This window comes from Jatrophihabitans sp., assembly GCA_036389035.1.
In the GTDB taxonomy this organism is placed as follows: domain Bacteria; phylum Actinomycetota; class Actinomycetes; order Mycobacteriales; family Jatrophihabitantaceae; genus Jatrophihabitans_A.
This window is the reverse complement of record DASVQQ010000016.1, coordinates 16,880-36,067: the sequence shown is the minus strand read 5'-3', so window position 1 is coordinate 36,067 and position 19,188 is coordinate 16,880. Positions and strand designations below refer to the sequence as shown.

Sequence of the window (19,188 nt, the reverse complement as noted above, 5' to 3'; positions counted from 1 at the left end):
CGCGAACGGGCCTTCTGCAGATCACCCAGATCTACGAGGGCACCAACCAAATCAACCGGATGGTCATCGCCCGCCAGTTGCTGAAGTAGCTCGCTGGCGAGGAAGTCGCAACCGACAGCTCGAGACGGTTACCGCTCCCGGACGGCGTAGGTCAGGTGGGTCACCCGCTGAGTCGGCTCCGCGCGGACCGGCTCCAGGGCCACGCGGCCCGCGTCCACGCCCTCGAACAAGCGGATTCCGGAGCCGAACAGCATGGGTGAGAGCGCGATCGAGAACTCGTCGATCAGGCCGGCGTTCACGTACTCCAGGATCGTTGCACCGCCGCCCGAGATGCGGACGTCTCGGTCGCCGGCGGCCTCGCGGGCCTGGTCGAGCGCGGTCTCGATACCGTCGTTGACGAAGTGGAAGGTGGTCCCGCCCGGCCGCTCCCAAGGATCACGCTTCTCGTGCGTCAGGACGAAGACCGGCGTGTGGAACGGCGCCTCCTCCGGCCACGACCGCTCGCCGGCGTCGAACATGCGCTTGCCCATCACGTTCGCGCCGGTGCGCTCGAACGTCTCCCGCACGATGTCGTTGTCGCGCCCCTCCTCGCCGCCCTCGCCGAGCTTCAGGTTCTCCCGGAGGAACCGCTGTTGGAACATCCACGCGTGCAGTTCCATCCACTGCTGCCCCATCAAGTCCTCGGGGGACTCAGGCGCGATGTACCCGTCCAGCGACATCGACACGCTGAAGAACACCATTCGGGCCATCAGTCCTCGATTACCTTCTGAACGATTTCGGTGACGTAGGCAGCCAGGTTGCTCAGGGTCTGCTGGCCGCCCTCGATTGCGTGGTACTTCTCGACCGCCTCGTCGCGCTGCTCTCTGGTGACGAACACCGTGCGCATCTCGATCCGGGTCGCCGCGCCCTCGGGTTCGAACGTGAGGACCGACTCGAAGGCGTTGGGGTCGTCGCGGGACTCCCCATGCAGCAGCGCGATCCGCTCCGGCGGGGCGATCTCGGCCCAGGTGATCCACTCCTGGTAGTCCGTCCCGTCCGGTCCGTGCATCACGAAGTCCCACTCCCCGCCGACGCGGAACTCGAACGCCCGCGTGGTGGTGCTGAAACCCTCCGGTCCCCACCATCGCGTCAGGTGCCGGACTTCGGTGAACGCCTCGAACACCAGCTCCCGTGGGGCACTGATGACCCGCGAGATCACGATCTCGCGGTCGGCCGTCGCTGACTGCGCCGGCGCGTCCCGTCCTGTGGTTGCCATGGGTCACTCCTCCTGTCTTTCCTGCTTGAGGTCCTGCACATAGGCGTCCAGCCGGTCGAAGCTCTCGTTCCAGAACCGCTCGAACCCGCTGACCCACTCATGGACAGGTCGCAGCTCGCGCGGGTTAAGGCCGTACAGGCGCTGCTTGCCCGCCTTGCGGTCCTGCACCAGCCCGACCTTCCGGAGCACCCGCAGATGTTTGGACGCCCCGGGCAGGGTCATCCCCAGCTCCAGGGCCAACTCGGTCACCGGCCGCTCACCCGCCTGCAGCAGCACCAGGATCTCCCGGCGCCGCGGCTCGGCAATCGCGTTGAAGACGTCCGACGTCGTCGCGGCGCGTGCCATGAGCGCCATCGTATACCCATATAGGCAAGTGTTGACCTCGAGGGCAAGGCCGGTCCTGTCAGATGACGACCCCGGCCCCTTGTCAACGTGAACTGCTCTCACGACGCAGGGTCGGTCCGATACCCCGCCCTGTCCCGCAAGGCCTGAGCGCCAGCCCGCGCCTCAGCTGGTGGCGCGCTCCACCTGGATGTGGCCGGCTTCCAGGTCCACGTAGATGGTGATCGGCTGCCCGGTCACCCCGGCCGGCGGCGTGAGCTCCTGGTGGACGTCCATGCCGTCGAGGTGCTCAGCGGTGTCGTAGTCGCTGCCGTCGGTGATCTCGCCCAGGTGGACGTCAGCGATCACCGTGGCGTTCAGGCCGGCCGGCAGCAGCACCCGCACCTCTCCGGCGGCCTGCCGGATGTGCACGGTGCGGGGCGTGGAAACGGCGCCCAGGGCTGTCAGGTCAAAGGCGGCCCGGCCGGCGAACTGGTGCCGATCGACCAACTGCTCGGCCGTGGTGGGCTTCCACGCGGCCTCGCCCGAGCCATCGGTCAGGCTGGTCCGGGTGCCGCCCAGGGCGAACACGGCCGCCGTCAGGATCACGATCGGAACCAGCAGCGACAGGGTCGAGCGCCGGGTCAGCAGGCTCACCAGCAGGCCGGTCCCCAGCACCGCCAGGCCGACCCAGAGGTAGGCCGGGAACGGCACCCGGCTGAACCCGTCCAGCAGGGCCACCACGGTCCAGGCGATCGCCAGGCACAGGACCACCCCGACCTTGATCGGCCGCCGCCGGCGGACCCGCTGGCGGTGCGCGGCCCCGGCCTCGCTCAGCCAGGCCTGCATCGATCGCCGGGTGTCGTTCAGCGGCGCGATCAGCGGCGCCCCGGCGGCCGTGGCGCCTGCCACCGGCGGTGACCACTCCAGCGTCGGGCTCTCCGGCGTGCCGGGCTTGCGCAGGTCAACCCTAGCCGCGGCGGGGGCGGCAGCCCCGGCCTGCTCGTGGCCGGCGCCCGAGGCGGAGCCAGAAAGGGGCGCCGGGCCCGGAACGGGCGAGGAACCCGGCGCTGAGGCGTCGAAGCGCTCAAGCCGGCGGATCAGCACCAGCATCAGCACTGCCATCAGCAGGATCGCCGGGAAGGTCGGTCCCGGTGACCACCACGAGAACCAGCCCACCCACAACACGACCGCCCCGCCGATCAGCACCAGCCACGGCGGCACCCGACGCACCCGCAGCGCCAGGATGGCCTTGTCCAGCGCCGAGGTGTCGACCTCGGGCTCGGGCACCAGCAGCCAGGCCAGGCCGTACATCACCAGGCCGACGCCACCGAAGAACGACAGCACCGCGAACAGCACCCGGAAGATCACCGGGTCCACGCCGAAGTACTCGCCCAGCCCGCCCGCGACCCCGGAGACCATCCGGTCAGCGCGGCTGCGCCGCAGCCACCGGCGCGGGCCCGACTCGCCAGGGCCGGGCCCGTAGGACGCCGGCCGGGCAGGCCACAGCGGCGGCGGCGGGGTGGGAGGGACGTTCCCCGAGCCGGGCGGTTGGCCGGCCGAGCCGGGATCAGTCATCGTCATGCCGTTCAGCCTGCTGAATGGACCTCCGTCACGGTATCGGGAACCACCCCCAACCGTCCCTGAGCCGCGCTCAGCAGGACCGGCGCCGAACTCGGGCCTTCACCTGATGCCGCCCGGGGCCGGCGGCAGCCAGAATGGGCACACGATGACCACGCCCCTGTCCACCGAGCCCAGCTCCGTAGAGCCGCAGCAAGCGCCGCGGCTCTACCGCAACGTGCGCGGACGGGTGCTCGGCGGGGTGGCCGGGGCGCTGGCCGACCATCTGGGCGTGCGGCGCAGCCTCGTCCGGCTGGCCTTCGTCCTGCTGGCCGGCAGCGCCGGGCTGGGGGTGCTGCTCTACGGGGCGTTCTGGATCGTGCTGCGGACCCGGGCCGAGGACGGCACGGAAAGCTCGGCGCGCTATGCGGTGCAGTACCTGATCGCGGCGGTGGCCGTGGTGGTGCTGCTGATCAACCTGCACACCCTGCCGCTGGGCTGGTGGTTCGTGCCCTCGTTGCTGGCCTGCTTCGGCGGGGCGCTGCTCTGGCGGCAGGCGTCAGAGACCGAGCGGGAGCGCTGGCGGCGGTTGTCGAGCTCGTCGCTGGCCGTCGGGGCCACCGACCGGATCGGCTGGTTGCGGATCATCGCCGGCGTCACCCTGGTGCTCGCCGGAGCGCTGTTCATCCTGGCCCGGGCAGGCATCTCGGCGGCGGGCGCGGGCCTGGCCGCGGTGCTGGTCACCGCCGGCGGCCTGGCCCTGATCACCGGCCCGTGGTGGCTGAAGCTGATGCGGGACCTGTCCACCGAGCGCCGGGAACGGATCCGCAACGAGGAGCGGGCCGATATCGCCGCGCACCTGCACGACTCGGTGCTGCAGACCCTGGCGCTGATCCAGCGCAGCGCCGACCAGCCCCGCGAGGTCGCCCGGCTGGCGCGCAGCCAGGAACGCGAACTGCGCACCAAGCTCTACGGCGGCGGGGTGCCCAACGGCCAGTTCGCGGCCGCGCTGCAGGCCGCCGCCGCCGAGGTCGAGGACACCTATGCCATCACGGTGGACGTGGTGGTGGTCGGCGATCACCCGATGAACGCCCGGCTGGACGCGCTGGTGGCGGCCAGCCGCGAAGCCCTGGTCAACGCCGCCAAGCACGCGCAGGTGACGAGCGTGTCGGTGTACGCCGAGCTTGCTGAGGACGGCGCCTCGGTCTTCGTGCGCGATCGCGGCTCCGGTTTCGACCCCGACCGGATCGACCCGAGCAGGCAGGGCATCCGTGGCTCTATCGTGGGCCGGTTGCAGCGCCAGCAGGGCACGGCGAGCATCAGGTCCAGTCCGGGCCAAGGAACCGAAGTGCAACTGCGGGTGGAACTGGAATGAGCGAGATGAGCAAAGACGCGGGACCGGGCCAGCCCCGGGTAGTGCTGGTCGATGACCATGCCATGTTCCGGGCCGGCGTCCGCGCCGAGATCGGCTCGGGCCTCGACATCGTGGGAGAGGCCGCCAGCGTGGCCGAGGCCATCGCTGTCATCCGGCACACCGCGCCGGACGTGGTGCTGCTGGACGTGCACCTGCCCGACGGCGGCGGCCCGGCGGTGGTCGCCGCGGTGCTGCCCGAGCTGCCCGACACCAAATTCCTGGCGCTGTCGGTCTCCGACGCCGCCGAGGACGTGATCACGGTGATCCGGGCCGGCGCCCGCGGCTATGTCACCAAGACCATCTCGGGCGCGGACCTGACCGACGCGATCCGCCGGGTGGCCGACGGGGACGTGGTGTTCTCGCCCAGGCTGGCGGGTTTCGTCCTGGACGCCTTCCGCGACGGCGGCGGGCCCGGCGGCGCGGTGACCTCGACCGACCCGGAGCTGGACCAGCTCACCCCCAGGGAGCAGGAGGTGATGCGGCTGCTGGCCCGCGGCTACTCCTACCGCGAGATCGGTACGGAGCTGTTCATCTCGGTCAAGACGGTGGAGACCCACGCCTCCAACGTGCTGCGCAAGCTGCAACTGTCCTCCCGCCACCAGCTGACCCGGTGGGCGGCCGACCGCCGGATCGTCTGAGGCGCTACTAGCGCTGCATCGCAGCGAGAGCACGAGCGAGAAGCGAACGAATATCAAATTGGACTGCTCACGCCATCGGATGCGTCGCGCCGATTGCTTAGCCTCTGCTGTGACTGGTCTTCACCACTGCCCCACCCCACCCCAGCACCGCCACACCCAACCCGAGCATCGCCACACCGAACCCGATATCGCTGCGCATCAGCGAGTCCACACCGAACCCGAGCATCGCCACCCCCGCCCCGAGCATCGCCACACCGAATCCGACATCGCTGTGCATCAGCGCCGCCGCCCCCATCCCGAGCAGCGCCACCCCCGCCCCGAGCATCGTCACACCGAATCCGACCTCGCTGTGCATCAGCGCCGCCACGCCTATCCCGAGCGCCGCGACCCCCGCCCCGAGCCCCGCCACACCGAATCCGACCTCGCTGTGCATCAGCACCGCCACACCGAACCCGAGCGCCGCCACACCCAACCCGAGCGCCGCCACACCACCTCCCACAGTGGCTGCCTGCATGCGTCTCGTTGAGCTCGGCCGATCCAACTCTCCGGTGAGTGCCACAGATAGGCCGTAGAGGGCGAAGGCAAGCCCCGGTAGGGTGACACGCCAGACAGTCGGGATATCGGGATTAATCGTGAGAAGTACCGTTGTTGCCAGGTAGACAAGGCCTGCGGCAACTGGGGTTAAGCGTTGGACGAGGGGGAGGGTGTCCGGGCGCCGACTTCCCCACACGACCAAGCCAACAGTAGCCAGAGCCCACAACGGCACGAGCGCCGTCCACTTGTAGTCCGCCTGCAGTTGAGTGACGGTCGACAGGATCAACGCTCCTACGGCGCTGATGAACAGCCACTTAGCCACATCCGTACCTGGCGATGGCTTGTTAGCTTTGTCGTCCTCGTCAGGATCACCCATGCCTATAGCGTGGCTTATCCGTGTACGCCGAGCGAGGCGCACCGCAGTAGTCGCACATCATGGAACCGACGCAGAAGATATCTGCAAGGAATAGGGCCGCGAGAAGTGAGTATTCCGGCCTCTACCAAGTGCCCCGGCAGAGCCACAGCACTGCCTCGGCAAGCGCGGTGCCCTCGTTGCCCAGCCTAGTCCGGTAGTGCCGAGGATCGTGCGTTCACGGCCCAGCTCCATTCGGGTGCCGCCGGCAATCAGCCGGGCCGACTGGATGCGCTCGGATAGCCGGATACGCTCGGCGACCAGTCGGGCGATGGCCTTGTCGAGGGCGTCGATCTGGCCGCGCAGGACGCCGATCGCGGCGGGGTCGACCCCTGCCTCGGCCGCACCGCCGCCGGCCGCAGCCGGCAACCTCACTCTTGCCGGTGGTGGCGGCGCTCGACGTCGGGCAGATTCCCGCAGTTCTGACGGTGGCCCGTCGTAGGCTGGGACCCGATGACCGCCGATGCCGCCCGCACCACCGCCACCGACCTGCCCCGCCGCCGACCTGCTCCGGTGGCAGCTGACGCGGGTCTGTTCGACGTGCCCACCCTCGCGCCGGATCAGGAGCCGGAGCAGCCGCCCAGAGTGCCGGCCCGCCGTACCGGCCTGTCGGTCGAGAGCCTGCTGGCCGGGCTGAACGCCCAGCAGCGCCGGGCGGTCGAGCACGCCGGCTCACCGCTGCTGATCGTGGCCGGCGCCGGTTCGGGCAAGACCCGGGTGCTCACCCAGCGGATCGGTTACCTGCTGACCGCGCGCTCCGCCTCGCCCGGCGAGATCCTGGCCATCACCTTCACCAACAAGGCGGCCGGTGAGATGAAGACCCGGGTCGCGGAGTTGATCGGCGGGCGCGCCAACGCGATGTGGGTGTTGACCTTCCACTCCATGTGCGTGCGCATCCTGCGCGCCCAGGCCAAGCTGATCGGCCTCAAGTCCTCGTTCACCATCTATGACGCCGACGACTCCCGCCGGCTGCTGACGATGGTGGTGCGCGAGCTGAACCTGGACCCCAAGCGGTACCCGGCGCGCTCGCTGGCGGTCCAGATCTCCAACCTCAAGAACGAGCTGATCCCGGCCGACCGCTTCGCCGAGCAGGCCGGCACCGCGCCCGAGAAGGTGCTGGCCGAGGTGTACCAGCGCTACCAGAGCCGGCTCACCGAGTCCCAGGCGCTGGACTTCGACGATCTGATCATGCGCACCGTGAGCCTGTTGCAGGGCTTGCCCGAGGTGGCCGAGCACTACCGCCGCCGGTTCCGCCACGTCCTGGTCGATGAGTACCAGGACACCAACCACGCCCAGTACGTCCTGGTCTCCGAGCTCTGCAAGCCGGTCCCGCCCGGGCCGGACGGCGCGGGCGGCCTGCCGGCGGCCGAGCTGTGCGTGGTCGGTGACGCCGACCAGTCGATCTACGCCTTCCGCGGCGCGACCATCCGCAACATCGACGAGTTCGAGCGGGACTACCCCGACGCCACCACCATCCTGCTGGAGCAGAACTACCGCTCCACCCAGACCATCCTCGGCGCCGCCAACGCGGTGATCGCCCGCAACCCCGACCGGCGGCCGAAGAACCTGTGGTCCGACGCCGGCGCCGGCGCGCAGATCGAGGGCTTCGTCGCCGAGAACGAGCATGACGAGGCCCGCTGGGTGGCGCAGAAGATCGATGAGCTCAGCGACGCCGGGTTCGCCAAGCCGTCCGACGTGGCGGTGTTCTACCGCACCAACGCCCAGTCCCGGGTGTTCGAAGACATCTTCATCCGGCTGGGCCTGCCCTACAAGGTCGTCGGGGGCGTCCGGTTCTACGAGCGCAAGGAGATCCGCGACGCGCTGGCCTACCTGCGGGTGATCGCCAACCCGACCGACCTGGTGAGCCTGCGCCGGATCCTCAACACCCCGCGCCGCGGCATCGGCGAGCGGGCCGAGCTGTTCGTCGAGACCTTCGCCAGCCAGGAGCAGATCCCGTTCGCCGAGGCGCTGATCCGAGCCGACCACATCCCCGGCCTGGCCTCGCGCTCGGCGAACGCGATCGCCGAGTTCGTCCGGCTGCTCGGTGACCTGCGACAGATCGCGGCCAGCGAGGAGCACGGCACCCCCAGCAACGTCATCGAAGAGGTGCTGAGCCGGACCGGCTATCTCAAGGAGCTCGAAGCCAGCCACGACCCGCAGGACGAGAGCCGGGTCGACAACCTGCGCGAGCTGGTCAGCGTGGCCGCCGAGTTCGAGGAGCAGCGCGCCCAGCTGGACGAGCCGGCAGACCTGGACGCCTTTCTGGAGCACGTCTCGCTGGTCGCCGACGCCGACTCCATCCCGGACGCCAGCGGCGGCGTGGTCACGCTGATGACGCTGCACACCGCCAAGGGACTGGAGTTCCCGGTGGTGTTCCTGGCCGGGATGGAGGACGGGATCTTCCCGCACCTGCGCACCCTCGGCGAGCCCGGCGAGATGGCCGAGGAGCGGCGGCTGGCCTACGTCGGCATCACCCGGGCCCGGCAGCGGCTGTACCTGAGCCGGGCGGTCGCGCGCACCTCGTGGGGGCAGCCGGCCTTCAACCCGCCGTCCCGCTTTCTCGATGAGGTGCCGATCGAGCACGTCCAGTGGAGCGGCGCCGTCGACCGGCAGCCCTTCACCGGCTACCCCGAAGACGCCGGCTCCGGTCAGTACTCCGACCACGGCTACCGGGCCCAGCGCCCGCAACGAAAGGCGACCGCCACCGGACCCTCGACGTTCGGCGCCGCCAAGCTCAGCAAGCCGATGCCCAGCCTGCAGGTCGGTGACCGGGTGAGCCACGACGGCTTCGGGATGGGCACCGTGGTGGCGCTGCGCGGAACCGCCGAGAAAGCCCAGGCCGAGGTGGATTTCGGCTCGCTGGGCAGCAAGTGGCTGGTGCTGAGGTTCGCGCCGCTGGTCAAGCTCTAACGGTCGTCTCGGCGGTCCGAAGTCCTGACTCAGCTCCGAAGGCGTCGAAGCCCGTCGCCCGGAGGAGCTTGGCCGGAACGCCGGCGACGATTGTGTCGGCCGGCACGTCTTTGGTCACGACCGAGCCGGCGCCGACGATGGCGCCGTCACCGATCCTCACGCCGGGAAGGACCGTCACCCCGGCGCCGAGCCACACCTTGCGACCGATCCTCACCGGCGAGGGGATCATGTCGGCCCGCCGATCGGGGTCCAGGCCATGGTTCAGGGTTGTCAGGGTGCTGCCGTGGCCGATCAGGGAACCGTCCCCGATCGTGATCCCCCCGGTGTCCTGAAAACGGCACCCGATGTTGATGAAGACATCCTTGCCGAGGGTCAGGTTCTTGCCGAACTCGCTGTAGAACGGGGGGAACACGGCGACCGAGTCGTCGATCGGCTTGCCGGTGAGTTCGGCGAGCAGCTCTCGCACTTCCTCGGGCGTGCGGTATCCGGTGTTGATCCGGGCGACGATCCGCAGCGCGTCCTGCGCTGCGCCGTGCATAAACCGGTGGTGCTTCGAGCCGCCTTCGATTAGCGCGCCGCGGTTCACGTGGTCGAGGAAGTCCCGCAGCTCCGGAGCGGGCACGTCGCCGGTCGGCCCGGAGAGCGCCACCGGTCCACGGGGCCCGCGGTGACCCTCACTCATCGAAGGCCTCGACGGTCGCCGTGACAGAGCCTTGCATGGCCGAGATTCGCTGCGCGGCGGTCCCGTCGAGCCGGCCCAGCACCACGATGCCGGAGTAGTAGTCCTGGTCGCCGTAGTACAGGACGAGGTCATTGCCAGGGGCGTAGTAGCCGAGGTCTCCCACGTCGGGGTCCGCGCCCTCGGGCTGAGAGTCCAGGGAGAGCGGTGACGGCAAGGCTCCGGTCTTCTCGACCCCGCCATGGTCGGCCATGTCGATGGTCACCGGTAGTTGGGCGAGAAGATCTCTGGCTGCGGCGCTGTCGGAGAGCGTGGCTTGAAAGCGCTGCTCGCCGATGGTGATGTTGATTCTCATGCGATCGTCCTGCGGGCTCTCGGAGGTCGGCGGCGGGTTGTGCGACTGGGTAGGGCTAGCTGTCGGGGGCGCGCCTGCCGCGGGCGCACCTGTCGGGGGCGCACCTGTCGAGGACGCACCTGCCGCGGGCCGGCCGGAGCCGGTCTCGTCGGCGCCGCACCCGACACCGGCCAGGCCGACCACTGCGGACAGTGCCGTGGCCAGAAGTGTGTGTGACAGGGGTTTCGGGGGCATCGGTTCTCCGGTACGGCGCTCAGTTTCATTCGCGGGCAGTCGTCCCACTCCCATCGAGTGAACCCGCCACCGCAGAGGGGAGGAAGGCACTGTCGAGAGGTGCATTGACAGGGAACCTCTCACGCTCGGACCGCGGCCCAGCGCGGCCTACGCTCGAAGGCGTGGACAACCGCCATGACGTTCGCCGCGAGGTGCGTGAGTTCCTCACCACCCGTCGCGCCCGCATCACCCCGGACCAGGCCGGGCTTCCGGCCACTGGGAGCCGACGAGTTCCGGGACTTCGGCGCAGTGAGGTCGCGACCCTCGCGGGCCTCAGCGTCGAGTACTACGCCCGCCTCGAGCGGGGCCAGATCGCCGGCGCATCGTCCGGCGTCCTGGAATCCCTTGCCCGGGCGCTGCAGCTCGACGAGACCGAACGCGCCCACCTCCTCGACCTCGCCCGAGCCGCCGACGGCGTCCCCACGTCAGGTCGTGCCAGGCGCCGCACTCCGGCCAAGGCCGCCTCCCGGCCCAGCCTGCAGTGGGCCTTGGAGGCCATCACCCACGGCGTCGCGTTCGTCCGCGACTCGCACCAGAACCTTCTGGTCACCAACACCCTCGGCCGAGGGTTCTACTCGCCCGTCCTGGGCGACGGTGGCCGCACGCCGAACCTGGCCCGGTTCCAGTTCCTCGACCCTGCCTCGCGAGACTTCTACCCGGACTGGGACCTCTTCGCCGAGATGTGCGTCGGCGTCATGCGGGCTGAGGCCGGCCGCAACCCGCACGACCGCGGCCTCCAGGACCTCGTCGGCGAACTCTCCACGCGCAGCGAGACGTTCAGGCGACTGTGGGCCGACCACAACGTCCGCACCCACGGCACCGGCACCAAGAGGTTCTGCCACCCCGTCGTGGGCGAGCTCACCTCGCCTACGAGGAACTCGCCATCACCGCCGAGCCCGGCCTCGCGCTCATCGTCTACACGGCCGAGCCTGGATCCCCGTCCGCCGAGCGGCTCGGCCTTCTCGCGTCGTGGGCCGCGCCGGCTGTCAGCAAGAGCGCGGGTCACGGCCGGCAGAGGCTGGAAGGACCGGTGTAGTCGGGGGAGCGCAACACCAGCAGGTCACCCTGGGCGAACACCTGCACGAAGCCGGCCGCCCGCGAGTCGGCCAGCACCTTCTGTGGTGAGTCCAGCGGAAAGCCCACCTGCTCCTGGGACATGTCCAGCACCACGAAGTCGTTCCTCGGGGTGGGGATGCCGGGCAGCGTCACCCGGTTGGTCCTGGTCAGCTTGGTGGCAAGGCGGTCATCGACCGACACGCAGACATCACGTGGCACCTGGCGCACCGCGGCCTGCTGGGCGCGCAGGTGCGCGTTCATCTCCCACGCCGAGCCGATCAGCATCCGACGGAGAACCGGTGCGGTGATGTTGGCGACCGCGGTCAGGTAGATCGGGACGATGAGCAGCCAGGCCAGCATCAGGCGGTTGAGCCGGGGCCTGCTCCAGATTCCGAGCCGGGCGCCGCCGTCGACCATCGCCAGCACCAGCACCAGCCAGGGCAGCGCGTTGTAATGAAAGTGCGTCGTCCACAGGTGGTCACGGGAGTTGAAGAACCGCTGGGCCAGCAGCGGCACCGCGATCAGCGCGTAGCGCGAGCGCAGTGGCAGCAGCGCCAGCGGAACGAAGAAATAGGCCAGGGTCTGGGCCTTGACTGCCGGGGTGAACAGCAACTCGACGGTGCGCACCGGGTGCAGAACGATGTTGAGCAGGGCGTGCGGCAGGTCCTCTCCGAGCGCGTCGAAGGTCCAGTAGGCGAACTGCCCGTTCGCGGCGAAGGCCGGGATGATCACCGAGGTCACCAGCAGGTAGCCGGCGACGCCTGCCCCGACCAGCAGGTAGCCGGTGCGCCGCGGCCGGTGCGACATCCGCAGCAGCCCGAGCATCACCAGCACCGCGCCCATGTCCTCGCGCACCAGCATCAGCAGCCCGGCCGAGATCAGCAGCGTCCGGTCATCACGGCGGTCCAGGGCATCGATCGCCACCGCCAGGATCGGCACACCCCAGGCGACCTCGTGAAAATCGAAGTCGATCATGGCCTGGATCGCCCAGCCGCACGAGTAGGACACCGCGACCACCAGCGCCCCGCCGCGTGCCATCCGGCGCAGCGCGAACGAGTAGACCACCGGCACCGAGGCCGCGATCAGCGCCACCTGCAGCACCAGCAGGACGTTCGGGCTGTTCCAGATCCAGTACAGCGGCGCGGCCAGCGCGATGATCGGGTGGAAGTGGTCGGCCAGGATGTTGTAGTCGGTGCCCTTGAGCGGCACCTCGGGCGTCCGGAAGCGGGCGTAGTTGCGCACCGCCTGGTCGAAGATCCCCAGGTCATAGCCCGCGGTCAAGTAGGTGGCGTGCCTGGTCACGGCGTAGCCGCTGTAGGCCGTGAACAGCAGCGCCGTCAGCAGTGTGACCTGCCAGTGCGCGCTCATCCGGGCCCGGGCCGACCGGACCGACCGGGCCGCCTGGGCCAGCGGGGTCACTGCCGCCGCCGGGTCTGGATCCACACCTGGCGCACCGCATACCAGGTCAGCCACACCAGCAAGACGTTGCGCAGCGCCAGGTCCAGGGTCACCAGCCACATGTTCGAGTGGGTCTTGAGCAGCGCGTTGTAACCGACCGGAAAGACCAGCTGGGTCGCCACCGCGGTGACCAGCAGCACCCGGGCGAAGGTGCGCACCGCCGGGTTGGCCGGCGCCCGGACGGCCAGGGCGGCCGCCGGACCGCCCAGCCACAGCAGGTACTGCGGGCTCAGGGTCTTGTTGGTGACCGTGACGATCAGCGTGGTCGCCAGGAAGATCCAGCCGAGCGTCTCGGCCGAGGGCGCCGGGGCCGAGTGCGCCCGCCACCAGAGCGTCACCAGCAGCAGCCCGCCGAGCACCGTCAGCACGCTGGTCAGCTGGCTGGCCAGGTGCACGCCGGGGCCGAAGATCTCGAAGGCCTTGTACTGCGAAAGCCGCACCTCCCAGGTGCCGACCGGATCCATCATCCTGGCCAGCATCAGCGGGGTGGCGGCGATCGACTCGATCTGCAGGCCGCGAGCAGACTGCCAGCGCAGCGGTGACAGGGTCCGCTCGATGCCGCCGAGCGCCACGGCGGCGCCGCCGATCAGGATCGCGGTGCCGAAGAAGCCGGCCAGCACCTGCCGGCGGTCCCCTCGCCGGATCAGGAAGGTGGGCAGCATCACCACCGGCCACAGCTTCAGGGCGGCCCCGAACGCGGTCAGCGCGCCGGCCACCGCCGGCCGGCGGATCGCGACCAGGACCGCGCCGCCGGCCAGCACGGCGGGCACCAGGTCGAAGCGGAAGTAGGCCAGCGGCCCGATCGCGGGAACGAACCACAGCCACAGGTTGGTCGCGTCGCCGCGCCGGCGGCCGTCACCTCGCCACAGGAAGCGGGTGAACACCGCGTCCACGGCGAGCATGGACAGCGCGAACAGGATGCTGAAGGCGACCTGATTGAGAAACCCCAGCAGGAATTGGGGAAGGATCACCAGGAACACCGGCAGCGGGTACTCCTGCAGGGTGTTGCGCAGGCCGCCGCCCTCGAACAGCTGGTGCAGGCTGCGCGCGTAGTACTTGGGGTCGCCGGTGACGTCGCCCTCGTGCCCGAACACCAGGATGGTCAGGGTCAGCGAGCGTGAGAGCAACCACCACATCACGATCGCGTGCCGGCCCTGGGCGACGATGGCCGAGGGCAGCTCGAGCTGGCGTAGCGGCCGGCGCCTGAGCGCGCTGGAGCTGCTCATCGCCCTGGCCACCCCCTGTGTCGTGCTCGGCAGGTGTCACCGGCCGCTGCCCTGGCAGTATCGCCGATGGAGCTGAGCTCGGCTCTCAGGCGTTCGGGTTGTATGGGCCGACCTCGACACCACGGGCCCTGAGCCAGGGCGCCGGATCGACGCGGGGCCCGGTGGGGCTGCCCTTGGCGATCTCGAAGTGCAGGTGCGGGCCGGTTGAGTAGCCGTTGGACCCGATATCGGCGATGTGCCGGCCGGCCCGGACGTGCTCGCCGACCGAGACGTAGGTCCGGTACATGTGGGCATAGACGCTGTAGTCACCGTTGGAGTGCCTGATCACCACCCACATCCCGTAGCCGGCCGCCGGGCCGGACTCGACCACCACGCCGTCGCCGACCGCCACGATCGGTGAGCCGTTCGGGCCGGCCAGGTCGATGCCGTCGTGCATCCTGCCCCAGCGCATGCAGAAGCAGGAGGATTGCCCGCCGGCGCTGGGCCGCACCCAGCGACCGACAGCGGCTTGGGCGGCTTGGGCAGCCTTGGCGGGTGCGGCGGGTTTCGTGGCCGGCTTGACAGCGGTCGCCTTGCGGGCCGGCTTGACCGCGGTCGCCTTGCGGGCCGGCGCCTTCAAGGCGGCGCCGAGCGGCGTCCGATCGCCCCGGGACACCCGGCGGTCAGCGGCCAGCCGCGCCGCGGCGACCATGGTGTTGACATCCTCGGCGGTGGAACCGCCGTCGGCATCGGACCCCTCGCCGCCGGCCAGCCCGCCCCCGCCGAGGCCAGTGCCGGCGGCGGCCAGGGTGTTGCGCTCGACTTCGGAACTGGCGGCCCGAGCGCCGGAGCCGGCATGCCCGCTGCTCAGCATCTGCGGGAGGTTGGCGCTGCTCCACACCGCGAGGACGGCCACCGCGGCCGGCACCGCCGGGGAGCGCCGCCACAGCGGAGGCCGGTTGGGCTGCGCCGGGGTCGCGGCCCGGTGATGGGCTGGGCGGGAAAGCGCGCTGGAATGGTGGCCGGAGCGGTGCAGCGCGCTGGAATGGTGACCTGGGCCGGCCGGCGGGCCACCGAGGATGCCTCGGACAGCGAACTGGCGAGCAGCGACCGGCCGGGCGTGCCGGGGGCCGCTCTTGACGGGTTCTTCGGGTATCAGAGGTGCGGGCGAACGGGGCGCGCTATGACGTCCCACTCAGCTTCCTCCGTACCTTCGATCCATGCCCTGCAGGGTGAACGCGCACTTAGATGCGCAACGACATCCCGGCACGTTCGAAGTAGTTGATCGTTCGACATGATGTTAAGGGGACGCGAGCCCGACCGTAACGTACGGCTTCTGTCTGCAGCAAATCACCCTGCCGGCATCGGCGCGCCGTCGGTCGAACTCCGCTCCGGACGGTCGGCCGGCAGGCCGGTCTCGGTGGTCAGGGCGGCCACTATGGCGTGCGCCACCGTGCTGTTGGCCAGCAGCGACAGGTGCCCCACCCCGCGCACCCGCAGGGCGGTGACCAGCAGGTCCGGGTGCTCCAGCCGGGCGCTGCGGTGCGGCACCACCGCGTCCAGGTCGGAGTAGATGGCCACGAACCGGGTGCTGCAACGCGCCGGCCCGGCCAGCTCACGCATCAGCTCGGAGTTCGGCCGCAGCTGCCGGCCGACCAGCAGTGGGGCCATCCGGGCCAGCTGGCTGCCAGCGTGCGGCGAGCCGAGGGTGACCAGGGTGCTGACCCGGGCGTCGCCGGCCAGGCACTGCACGTAGTAGCGGGCGATGATGCCGCCGAGGGAGTGCCCCACCAGGAACACCTGCTCGTAGCCGGACTGCTGGCAGACCCGCTCCACCTGGCTGGCCAGGTCGGCCGCGGCCTTGCGGACGTCGGAGGTCAGCGGCGAGTAGTTGACGGTGACGATCCTGCCGAACCCGCGCCGGCGCAGGGCGCGGCGCAGGATGGTGAAGGCCGAGCGGTTGTCGCCGATGCCGTGCACCAGCACCACCGGCCGTCCGGCGGCGGTGACGTCGGCCAGGATCAGTCCCCGGGTGAGCGGTGACAGGGTGTCGGTCCGGTAGCGGGAGTCCTCCAGCGCGACCTGCTCGGCCAGCAGCCCTACCGGGTAGGTCAGCGCGTGCGCGGTCAGCCAGATGAGTTCCTGGCCGGCGGCCAGCGCGCCGTTGGCCAGCGCGGCCGGGGTGCGCCGGAGCAGCACCGGGCCCCGCGACACCCAACCCCGCACAGACATCGGCACAATCCCGCTCTGGAGGCAATCCGCTCTGAAGTCATACCGGCTACTCGCTGTTAACCACTCTTACACAACGGTCCGGATCACCGCGATTGGAAACGGCAGGCGTGGCGCGGGCGCCGGCTGGTGGGCATACCCTCCCTAGGAGCTTTCTCGGCGCTTGAAGCCGCGCAAGTCACCGGTGTAGGGGCACGGACGAGATCGGGAGTGAACATGGGTGAGCGGATCCGGGTGGTCGTGGCCAAGCCGGGCCTGGACGGACATGACCGGGGCGCCAAGGTGGTGGCCCGGGCATTACGCGATGCCGGCATGGAGGTCATCTACACCGGCCTGCACCAGACCCCGGAGCAGATCGTGGAGACGGTGATCCAGGAGGACGCCGACTGCGTCGGGCTGTCGGTGCTCTCCGGCGCGCACATGACGCTGTTCCGCCGGCTGACCGAGCTGCTGGCCGAGCGCGAGGTCACCGACGTGGTGGTCTTCGGCGGCGGCATCATCCCTGAGGCCGACCTGCCCGAGCTGCACCGGCTCGGGGTGGCGAAGGTGTTCACGCCGGGCGCGACCATGGAAGAGATCGTCAACTGGGTGCGCGACAACGTCGGCGCCGGCGTCCAGTAGCCGGCAAAGATCACGCGGTAGCCGGCAAGGATCACGCGGTAGCGGGCGAGGTTCGCGCGACAGTTGGCGAAGATCACGTCCGCGGGTTTAGGGACGTCCCTGGCGACGGGCTAGCCTGACTAGCTGATGCACGGCAACTCCCGGCATGTCGAGAGGACGGAATAGAACTCGTGGACCTGTTCGAGTACCAGGCGAAGCAGCTCTTCGCCGCGCACGGTGTTCCGGTCGGCCTGGGTGAGACCGCCGACACTCCCGAGCAGGCCCGCGAGGTAGCCGAGCGAATCGGCGGCGTGGTGGTCGTCAAGGCCCAGGTCAAGACCGGTGGCCGCGGCAAGGCCGGCGGCGTGAAGCTGGCCAAGACCCCCGACGAGGCTGAAGAGGCGGCCCGGGCCATCCTCGGCATGGACATCAAGGGCCACACCGTGCACCGGGTGCTGATCGACCCCGGCGCCCAGATCGAGGCCGAGTACTACTTCTCCTTCCTGCTCGACCGGTCCAACCGCACCTTCCTGGCGATGGCGTCGGCCGAGGGCGGCATGGATATCGAGGAGCTGGCCGTCGAGCGGCCCGAGGCGTTGGCCAAGGTGCCGGTCGACGCGATGGCCGGGGTGGACCTGGCCAAGGCCACCGAGATCCTGACCGAGGCCAACTTTCCGGCCGAGGTGATCGAGGGCACCGCCGAGACCGTGGTGAAGCTCTGGCAGGTCTTCGTGGCGCAGGACGCGACCCTGGTCGAGATCAACCCGCTGGCCCGGCTTGCCTCAGGAGACGTGGTGGCGCTGGACGGCAAGGTCTCCCTCGACGAGAACGCCGACTTCCGGCAGGCCGGCAACGCCGACCTGGAGGACGTCGCGGCCGCCGACCCGCTGGAGGCCAAGGCCAAGGCGAAGGGCCTCAACTACGTCAAGCTCGACGGTGAGGTCGGCATCATCGGCAACGGCGCCGGCCTGGTGATGTCGACGCTGGACGTCGTCGCCTACGCAGGTGAGGCCCATGGCGGCGTCAAGCCCGCCAACTTCCTCGACATCGGCGGCGGCGCGTCGGCCGAGGTGATGGCCAGCGGCCTCGAGATCATCCTGGGCGACCCGGCGGTCCGCTCCGTGTTCGTCAACGTCTTCGGCGGCATCACCTCCTGCGACGCGGTGGCCAACGGCATCGTGGCCGCGCTGGGCATGCTGGGCGGTTCGGCGACCAAGCCGCTGGTGGTCCGGCTGGACGGCAACAACGTCGAGGAGGGCCGGCGGATCCTGACCCAGGCGGCGCACCCGTTGGTCACGCTGGCCGACACCATGGACGACGGCGCCGACAAGGCCGCCCAGCTCGCACACAGTGCCAACTAGAGGAGCCTGAGTCATGGCGATCTTTCTCACCGCGGAGTCCAAGGTCATCGTCCAGGGCATGACCGGCTCGGAGGGCATGAAGCACACCCGCCGGATGCTGGCCTCGGGCACCGACATCGTCGGCGGGGTGAACCCGCGCAAGGCCGGCTCGACCGTGGACGTCGACGGCACCGACGTGCCGGTGTTCGGCTCGGTCGCCGACGCGATGGCCAAGACCGGCGCCGACGTCTCGGTGCTGTTCGTGCCGCCGGCGTTCACCAAGGGCGCCATCATCGAGGCCATCGACGCCGGCATCGGGCTGTGCGTGGTGATCACCGAGGGCGTGCCGGTGCACGACTCCACCTCGGCCTGGGCCTACAACGTCAGCAAGGGCTCCCAGACCCGGATCATCGGCCCGAACTGCCCGGGCCTGATCAGCCCCGGCAAGTCCAACGCCGGCATCATCCCGGCTGACATCACGAGCTCCGGACCGATCGGGCTGGTGTCCAAGTCCGGCACCCTGACCTATCAGATGATGTTCGAGCTGCGTGACCTCGGCTTCTCCTCAGCGGTGGGCATCGGCGGCGACCCGGTGATCGGCACCACCCACATCGACTGCCTGCAGGCCTTTCAGGACGACCCCGACACCGAGGCCATCGTGATGATCGGCGAGATCGGCGGCGACGCCGAGGAGCGGGCGGCTGCCTACATCACCGAGCACATCACCAAGCCGGTGGTCGGCTACGTCGCCGGGTTCACCGCGCCGGAGGGCAAGACGATGGGGCACGCGGGCGCGATCGTGTCGGGCTCGTCAGGTACGGCGCAGGCGAAGAAGGAAGCCTTGGAGGCCGCCGGCGTCAAGGTCGGCCGGACGCCCAGCGAGGCGGCCCGGCTGATGCGGGAGCTGCTCGGCTCCTGAGCGAGTCCCGGCTCCTGGCGGCGCGGTAGC

The 19,188-nt window shown here is 70.0% G+C and carries 17 protein-coding genes; 6 read left to right on the top strand and 11 right to left on the bottom strand.

The window, feature by feature from the left end; translation table 11 throughout:
* Positions 1-128 precede the first annotated feature (128 nt).
* The 4 genes from VF557_11525 to VF557_11510 form a co-directional block, all read right to left on the bottom strand.
* Positions 129-740, bottom strand: a complete 612-nt coding sequence (locus VF557_11525; GenBank protein HEX8080833.1) for a dihydrofolate reductase family protein — start codon at positions 738-740, stop codon at positions 129-131.
* A gap of 8 nt (positions 741-748) precedes the next feature.
* Positions 749-1,255: an SRPBCC family protein gene (locus tag VF557_11520; protein ID HEX8080832.1), complete on the bottom strand. Its 507-nt coding sequence runs from the start codon at positions 1,253-1,255 to the stop codon at positions 749-751.
* Positions 1,256-1,258: 3 nt separating this feature from the next.
* On the bottom strand, positions 1,259-1,600 hold the full coding sequence (locus tag VF557_11515; GenBank protein ID HEX8080831.1) for a metalloregulator ArsR/SmtB family transcription factor: 342 nt from the start codon (positions 1,598-1,600) through the stop codon (positions 1,259-1,261).
* Positions 1,601-1,762: 162 nt separating this feature from the next.
* The gene (locus tag VF557_11510; GenBank protein HEX8080830.1) at positions 1,763-3,160 is read right to left on the bottom strand and encodes a PspC domain-containing protein; all 1,398 of its coding nucleotides are present in this window, start codon (positions 3,158-3,160) and stop codon (positions 1,763-1,765) included.
* Between the two features lie 145 nt (positions 3,161-3,305).
* Between VF557_11510 and VF557_11505 the strand changes: the two genes are divergently transcribed.
* Both VF557_11505 and VF557_11500 read left to right on the top strand, forming a co-directional pair.
* Positions 3,306-4,511 carry a PspC domain-containing protein gene (locus tag VF557_11505; protein HEX8080829.1) on the top strand — a complete coding sequence of 402 codons (1,206 nt, stop codon included), beginning with the start codon at positions 3,306-3,308 and terminating at the stop codon, positions 4,509-4,511.
* A gap of 5 nt (positions 4,512-4,516) precedes the next feature.
* Entirely contained in the window at positions 4,517-5,188 is a 672-nt protein-coding gene (locus VF557_11500; protein ID HEX8080828.1) for a response regulator transcription factor, read from the top strand.
* A gap of 97 nt (positions 5,189-5,285) precedes the next feature.
* Here VF557_11500 and VF557_11495 read toward each other — a convergent pair whose 3' ends face one another.
* Positions 5,286-6,098 (bottom strand): hypothetical protein, encoded by an 813-nt coding sequence (locus VF557_11495; GenBank protein HEX8080827.1) that lies wholly within the window; start codon positions 6,096-6,098, stop codon positions 5,286-5,288.
* A 489-nt stretch (positions 6,099-6,587) separates the two neighbouring features.
* On the opposite strand from VF557_11495, the gene pcrA reads away from it, so the two are divergent.
* Complete coding sequence (pcrA, locus tag VF557_11490) at positions 6,588-9,044, top strand: DNA helicase PcrA (protein ID HEX8080826.1); 2,457 nt, start codon at positions 6,588-6,590, stop codon at positions 9,042-9,044.
* Here pcrA and VF557_11485 read toward each other — a convergent pair.
* From VF557_11485 to VF557_11460, 6 genes are all read right to left on the bottom strand, one after another.
* A complete protein-coding gene (locus tag VF557_11485; GenBank protein ID HEX8080825.1) occupies positions 9,034-9,726 on the bottom strand; it encodes a sugar O-acetyltransferase in 693 nt (230 codons plus the stop codon). The genes pcrA and VF557_11485 overlap by 11 nt on opposite strands.
* Positions 9,719-10,078, bottom strand: coding sequence for a cyclophilin-like fold protein (locus VF557_11480; GenBank protein ID HEX8080824.1), 360 nt, complete (start codon positions 10,076-10,078; stop codon positions 9,719-9,721). The genes VF557_11485 and VF557_11480 overlap by 8 nt, the downstream gene beginning before the upstream one ends.
* A gap of 1,275 nt (positions 10,079-11,353) precedes the next feature.
* Positions 11,354-12,850 carry a DUF2079 domain-containing protein gene (locus VF557_11475; GenBank protein ID HEX8080823.1) on the bottom strand — a complete coding sequence of 499 codons (1,497 nt, stop codon included), beginning with the start codon at positions 12,848-12,850 and terminating at the stop codon, positions 11,354-11,356.
* On the bottom strand, positions 12,823-14,091 hold the full coding sequence (locus VF557_11470) for a glycosyltransferase family 87 protein (protein HEX8080822.1): 1,269 nt from the start codon (positions 14,089-14,091) through the stop codon (positions 12,823-12,825). The genes VF557_11475 and VF557_11470 overlap by 28 nt, the downstream gene beginning before the upstream one ends.
* 85 nt (positions 14,092-14,176) lie before the next feature.
* The gene (locus VF557_11465; GenBank protein HEX8080821.1) at positions 14,177-15,265 is read right to left on the bottom strand and encodes a M23 family metallopeptidase; all 1,089 of its coding nucleotides are present in this window, start codon (positions 15,263-15,265) and stop codon (positions 14,177-14,179) included.
* A 155-nt stretch (positions 15,266-15,420) separates the two neighbouring features.
* Positions 15,421-16,302, bottom strand: a complete 882-nt coding sequence (locus VF557_11460; GenBank protein HEX8080820.1) for an alpha/beta fold hydrolase — start codon at positions 16,300-16,302, stop codon at positions 15,421-15,423.
* Between the two features lie 213 nt (positions 16,303-16,515).
* On the opposite strand from VF557_11460, the gene VF557_11455 reads away from it, so the two are divergent.
* The 3 genes from VF557_11455 to sucD all read left to right on the top strand — a co-directional run bounded on the left by VF557_11455 (position 16,516) and on the right by sucD (position 19,158).
* Positions 16,516-16,920, top strand: coding sequence for a cobalamin B12-binding domain-containing protein (locus tag VF557_11455; protein HEX8080819.1), 405 nt, complete (start codon positions 16,516-16,518; stop codon positions 16,918-16,920).
* Positions 16,921-17,090: 170 nt separating this feature from the next.
* Positions 17,091-18,260 carry an ADP-forming succinate--CoA ligase subunit beta gene (gene sucC, locus VF557_11450; protein ID HEX8080818.1) on the top strand — a complete coding sequence of 390 codons (1,170 nt, stop codon included), beginning with the start codon at positions 17,091-17,093 and terminating at the stop codon, positions 18,258-18,260.
* Positions 18,261-18,273: 13 nt separating this feature from the next.
* Positions 18,274-19,158, top strand: coding sequence for a succinate--CoA ligase subunit alpha (gene sucD / locus VF557_11445; protein HEX8080817.1), 885 nt, complete (start codon positions 18,274-18,276; stop codon positions 19,156-19,158).
* Positions 19,159-19,188 lie beyond the last annotated feature (30 nt).

Excerpts from the sequence above, each read along its gene's own strand:
- VF557_11525 (HEX8080833.1), bottom strand. The coding sequence starts at position 740 with ATGGTGTTCTTCAGCGTGTCGATGTCGCTGGACGGGTACATCGCGCCT.
- VF557_11520 (HEX8080832.1), bottom strand. The coding sequence starts at position 1,255 with ATGGCAACCACAGGACGGGACGCGCCGGCGCAGTCAGCGACGGCCGAC.
- VF557_11515 (HEX8080831.1), bottom strand. The coding sequence starts at position 1,600 with ATGGCACGCGCCGCGACGACGTCGGACGTCTTCAACGCGATTGCCGAG.
- VF557_11510 (HEX8080830.1), bottom strand. The coding sequence starts at position 3,160 with ATGACGATGACTGATCCCGGCTCGGCCGGCCAACCGCCCGGCTCGGGG.
- VF557_11505 (HEX8080829.1), top strand. The coding sequence starts at position 3,306 with ATGACCACGCCCCTGTCCACCGAGCCCAGCTCCGTAGAGCCGCAGCAA.
- VF557_11500 (HEX8080828.1), top strand. The coding sequence starts at position 4,517 with ATGAGCAAAGACGCGGGACCGGGCCAGCCCCGGGTAGTGCTGGTCGAT.
- VF557_11495 (HEX8080827.1), bottom strand. The coding sequence starts at position 6,098 with ATGGGTGATCCTGACGAGGACGACAAAGCTAACAAGCCATCGCCAGGT.
- pcrA (HEX8080826.1), top strand. The coding sequence starts at position 6,588 with ATGACCGCCGATGCCGCCCGCACCACCGCCACCGACCTGCCCCGCCGC.
- VF557_11485 (HEX8080825.1), bottom strand. The coding sequence starts at position 9,726 with ATGAGTGAGGGTCACCGCGGGCCCCGTGGACCGGTGGCGCTCTCCGGG.
- VF557_11480 (HEX8080824.1), bottom strand. The coding sequence starts at position 10,078 with ATGAGAATCAACATCACCATCGGCGAGCAGCGCTTTCAAGCCACGCTC.
- VF557_11470 (HEX8080822.1), bottom strand. The coding sequence starts at position 14,091 with ATGAGCAGCTCCAGCGCGCTCAGGCGCCGGCCGCTACGCCAGCTCGAG.
- VF557_11460 (HEX8080820.1), bottom strand. The coding sequence starts at position 16,302 with ATGTCTGTGCGGGGTTGGGTGTCGCGGGGCCCGGTGCTGCTCCGGCGC.
- VF557_11455 (HEX8080819.1), top strand. The coding sequence starts at position 16,516 with ATGGGTGAGCGGATCCGGGTGGTCGTGGCCAAGCCGGGCCTGGACGGA.
- sucD (HEX8080817.1), top strand. The coding sequence starts at position 18,274 with ATGGCGATCTTTCTCACCGCGGAGTCCAAGGTCATCGTCCAGGGCATG.